This is a genomic window from Nonomuraea longispora (assembly GCF_004348345.1).
Taxonomy (GTDB): domain Bacteria; phylum Actinomycetota; class Actinomycetes; order Streptosporangiales; family Streptosporangiaceae; genus Nonomuraea; species Nonomuraea longispora.
On sequence record NZ_SMJZ01000362.1, the window covers coordinates 1 to 3,981 of the forward strand.

Annotated in this window: 4 protein-coding genes and 1 pseudogene; all 5 read left to right on the forward strand. The window is 73.3% G+C overall.

Annotated features, from left to right (window positions below):
* A partial coding sequence (locus E1267_RS42895) for a hypothetical protein (protein ID WP_132341938.1) occupies positions 1-1,372 on the forward strand: 1,372 nt, incomplete at its 5' end.
* Positions 1,373-1,393: 21 nt separating this feature from the next.
* Positions 1,394-2,170 (forward strand): thioesterase family protein, encoded by a 777-nt coding sequence (locus E1267_RS42900; protein ID WP_132341940.1) that lies wholly within the window; start codon positions 1,394-1,396, stop codon positions 2,168-2,170.
* Between the two features lie 17 nt (positions 2,171-2,187).
* Positions 2,188-2,943, forward strand: a complete 756-nt coding sequence (locus E1267_RS42905; RefSeq protein WP_132341942.1) for a LamB/YcsF family protein — start codon at positions 2,188-2,190, stop codon at positions 2,941-2,943.
* On the forward strand, positions 2,940-3,569 hold the full coding sequence (locus E1267_RS42910) for a 5-oxoprolinase subunit B family protein (RefSeq protein WP_132341944.1): 630 nt from the start codon (positions 2,940-2,942) through the stop codon (positions 3,567-3,569). Before E1267_RS42905 ends, E1267_RS42910 begins: the two co-directional genes overlap by 4 nt.
* 96 nt (positions 3,570-3,665) lie before the next feature.
* Positions 3,666-3,981: pseudogene (locus E1267_RS42915) on the forward strand (allophanate hydrolase subunit 2 family protein); the annotation flags it as partial.

Below are 3,981 nucleotides of genomic sequence, written 5' to 3' on the forward strand. Positions count from 1 at the left end.
GGTTCTCGGTGAGGGGCTCGTCGACTACGCGGCCAAGGCCGGCACGCCGGCCTCGCTGACCCTGCTGATGTGCCTGGCCTACCTCGGCACGGCCCGCCAGGGCGCCAAGGCCGAGGGCGCGGCGCTCGCCATGATGGAGTCGGGGGTGGCCAGGCCGGGCTGGGCCGACAGGGTGGGCGCGGTGAAACCGGCCGGCTGCTACGTCTCCCGCGACGCCTACGGCGACCAGGACACGGTGATCTGCACCTTCTCCTACCGGTGGAACGACGGCCAGACCCCGGCCGACCGTCACGCGCTCGTCATGGTCGTCGACTACAACATGAGCGGCATGACCCGCGACGCCTGGGTCTCCTCGCAGGTCGACAAGCTGATCGAGCAGGCCAGGGCCGAGGCGGCGGGCAACCCGATGCTGTTGTTCGAGGAGATCCAGCCGGAGCAGGCGAGGGCCCTTCTGGAGTCGGCGATGAAGGCCACGAAGGAGCCGAAGACCCCGCCGCCGGTGAGCGACAGCTACAGCGCCTACCACGCGTTCGCCAGGGCCCGGTTGAAGGCGCTGCCGCCCGGGCGCAAGCGGCCGGCGCCGCTGCACATCGAGGCCCCCTACAGCAGGGAGCGGCGGGCCATGCTGGCGGCGGAGTTCCTGGCCTCCGACGCCGCCGAGCACCTGTCCGACCCCTCGGCCGCCTCGCGCTGCGCCGACCACATCATCGACTACGGCTGCGAGCAGGACTTCAACCGGCCGCTGCGGGTCAGCCCCACCAAGTGCGAGACGTTCCTGCTCGACTGGCTGCCGCGCAAGGTGATGCTGAGCGTGGCGGAGCAGGAGGCGATGCCGCACGTGCTGGCGGCCTGGGTGCGCTTCGCCGCCCAGCGCACGGCGCTGCCCGAGCAGGGGCTGAAGGCCACGCTCGACGCGGTGTGGGAGGCCATCGGCAAGTTCCCCGAGGCCTACCGCGATCCGACGTCGTTCGGCCTCGACCGGCCCCTGCTGGAGCGCCTGCTGCCGGACGGCGACCTGTCGGCGCTGGCCAGGCGGGTCTTCGCCTTCCCTTTCCTGCAGGGCACGCACGGCGACGTCGACCTCGACCACCTCAACCCCGCCGACGAGGCCGACCGCCGCACGCTGCTCGAGATCGACCACGGCGGCGCCATCGACCAGGAGCACCTGGCCTGGCACGAGGAGATCGCAACCCGGCTGTGGGAGGGCGATCCGCCGCAGTTGTGGGAGGCCGCGCAGCGCCTGCTCGACCTCGGGCACGACCGCCACGACGTGCTCCACGTGCTGATCGAGATCGCCGAGCGGATCGGCGGCGACCCGGAGGAGCTCGCGGCGGCTCTCGACGACATCGCCGACATTCCCGACGAGATCTAGCTCGCCATAGAATTTCGTTCTATGGCGATGTACAGCCGCGCCGGCGAAGGCCGTTACCGCGCGTCGGAGCACACCCAGGGCCCGTGGGATCCCGGCTCCCAGCACATGGGGCCCGTCACCGCCCTGATCGTGCACGAGCTGGCTCGCACGGCCCCGCGGCCAGGCCTGCAGCTGTCGAGGCTGGTGGTCGACGTGTTCGCGCCCGTGCCCGTGGCCGAGCTGCGGGTCGAGACCGACGTGGCCCGTGACGGCAAGCGCGTGCAATGCCTGTCGGCGAGCGTCCGATCCGGTGGCCGCGAGTTCGCCAGGGCGAGCGCCTGGCGCATCCGGGAGGCCGGCACCCACGCCACGCCGGCGCGGAAACCGCCGGCGCCGGTCCCGCCCCGTTCGCAGGAGCACGCGCGCTCGTGGCTGAGCTCCGGCTTCGGGTACGGCAGGGCGCTCGACTGGCGTTTCGTCACCGGCAGCCCCCTGACTCCCGGCCCGGCCACGGTCTGGGGCAGGCTCGGCATGCCGCTGGTCGAGGGCGAGGAGATCACCTCGCTGGAGCGCCTGGCGGTGTTCGCCGACAGCGGCAACGGCATCAGCCTCGCCGTCGACTTCGCCACGCACCTCTTCGCGAACGTGGACCTGACAATCTCCCTGTTCCGGTCGCCCGAAACGGAGTGGATCTGCATGGAGTCGGCCACCGTGCTCGGCCCGGCCGGTCGTGGGCTGACCCGTTCGACCCTTTATGACGAGAATGGCGAGGTCGGGACGGCCACTCAGACCCTGTTCGTCGCACCACGCGAGCCGTGAAGCGCCATGATGGTGCCATGGTGATCGACCTCAACGCGGATCTCGGCGAGGGCTACGGCATCTGGCGGCTCGGCGACGATCTGGCGCTGCTCGACATCGTCACGAGCGCCAACGTGGCCTGTGGTTTCCACGCGGGCGACCCGGTGACCATCCGGCGCACGTGCGCGGCGGCCGTCGACCGCGGCGTGGCGATCGGGGCGCAGGTGTCCTACCGCGACCGGGCGCACTTCGGGCGCAGGGAGATGGACCTCGAGCCGGAGGAGCTCTGCGCCGAGGTGCTCTACCAGCTCGCGGCCGTCGACGGCATCGCCAGGGCGATGGGCGGCCGGGTGTCCTACGTCAAACCCCACGGCGCCCTCTACAACCGGATCTGCCGCGACGAGGTGCAGGCGGGGGCGGTGATCGACGCGGTGGCCGACTACGACCCCACGCTGCCGGTGCTGACGCTGCCCGGCTCGGTCGTGCACGAGGTGGCGGCGGTCGCGGGCGTGCCGACGGTGAACGAGGCGTTCGCCGACCGCGCCTACACCCCCGCGGGGATGCTCGTCCCGCGAAGGGAACCGGGCGCGGTCATCCACGACGCCGTCGTGGTGGCGGCCCGTGCCCGTCAGATGGCCGTGGAGGGCTCGGTGACGGCCTCTGACGGAAGTTCCGTCCAGCTGGTCGCCCGTTCCATCTGCGTCCACGGAGACACGCCTGACGCGGTCCGGCTGGCCCAGCGGGTCCGCGACGCGCTGCTGGCGGCCGGAGTCGTCCTGCAGGCGTTCACGTGATCCGCAGGGCCGGGGAGCACGGGCTGCTCGTGGAGACGGGCTCGCTGGAGTTGTCGCACCGGCTGGACGCGGCGCTGCGGACGGACCGGCCCGCCGGCGTGGCGGAGATCGTGCCGGGGCCCGCGACCGTGCTCGTGGTGGCGCCGGGCGCGGACCAGGCGCGGCTCCGCGATCGGCTGGCGGCCCTCGTCGCCGAAGAACGCGGCAAGGCCGGCGCCGGAGCGGCCGAGGGGCCTGCCGTGACGATCCCCGTGGTCTATGACGGCGCGGACCTCGACTCCGTGGCGGCGCTGGCCGGCATCGGCGCGGACGAGGTGGTCGCCCGGCACTGCGGGCGCGAGCTGGTGGTGGGGTGGCTGGGATTCGCCCCGGGGTTCGCCTACCTCACCGGGCTCGACCCCGTGCTGGAGACGCCCAGGCTGGACACGCCGCGCACGTCGGTGCCCGCCGGGTCCGTGGCGATCGCTGGCCCTTACTCCGCGGTCTATCCGACCGCGTCGCCCGGTGGGTGGCGGCTGCTCGGGCGCACGTCCGTGCGGGTGTGGGACGTCACGGCCGACCCTCCGTCGCTGTTTCGGCCGGGCATGCGCGTGCGGTTCGTACGCGAGGAGGCCCCGCCGTCCTGAGGACGGGCTGCGGGAGGACGGCGACCAGGGCCAGGTGAGGAGAGGGTGGCAGATGGCGACCATGCCCGCCGGACGGAGTGAGGCCACGGGCACGTGATGATCGAGGTGCTGGCGCCCGGTCCGTACGCGACCGTGCAGGATCTCGGGCGGCCCGGTCACGCCCACCTCGGCGTGCCCCGGTCGGGGGCGGCCGACGCCCCGAGCCTGCGGCTGGCCAACCGGCTCGTGGGCAACGCGGAGGGCCTGGCGGGCATCGAGCTGACGTTCGGCGGGGCATGGGTGCGCTTCCACGACGGCGGGTGGGCGGCGCTGGCCGGGGCCCCGCTGACGGCGACGGTGTCCCCTGGCCGGCCCGCGGCGGATCAGCGGGAGAACGCCCGGCGGGCGGGCGCGCGGGCCGGGATGGGGGTGC